General features: G+C 30.8%; 1 pseudogene. It reads left to right on the top strand.

What is annotated here, in order from left to right:
* Positions 1–561, top strand: a pseudogene (locus L8T82_RS07935) (methyl-accepting chemotaxis protein); the annotation flags it as partial.

The following is a 561-nucleotide window of genomic DNA, read 5'->3' as shown; positions in this document are numbered from 1 at the left end:
GCCAAAGCCATCAATGAAAACATCACTAAAACTAAAAATGCATTAGAACAAGATGCTAAAGCAGTAGAACAATCAGTTGATACAGCTAAAGAAATAGAAGGTGGTAATCTAACAGCAAGAATAACAGCAATTCCTGCTAATCCTCAATTAATAGAATTAAAAAATGTATTAAATGATATGCTTGATGTATTACAAGCAAAAGTTGGTTCTAATATGAATGAAATCAATAGAGTATTTGATAGCTATAAGGCATTAGACTTTACTACTGAAGTTAAAAATGCTAAAGGTGGAGTTGAAGTAACTACTAATGTATTAGGTCAAGAAATAGTAGCTATGCTAAGACAATCATCTGAATTTGCTTCTTTATTAGCAGATGAGAGTGGTAAATTACAAAGTGCTGTTAAAGACTTAACAGATTCTTCATCTTCTCAAGCTTCTTCTTTAGAAGAAACAGCAGCAGCATTAGAAGAGATTACTTCTTCTATGCAAAATGTATCTCATAAAACTAGTGAAGTTATTGCTCAAAGTGAAGAGATTAAAAATGTTACTTCTATAATAGGT

This window comes from Campylobacter sp. IFREMER_LSEM_CL292 (assembly GCF_025771615.1).
GTDB classification, from domain to species: Bacteria; Campylobacterota; Campylobacteria; order Campylobacterales; family Campylobacteraceae; genus Campylobacter_D; species Campylobacter_D lari_D.
The sequence above is the reverse complement of the archived record's forward strand: the minus strand, read 5'-3'. Positions and strand labels throughout refer to the sequence as shown.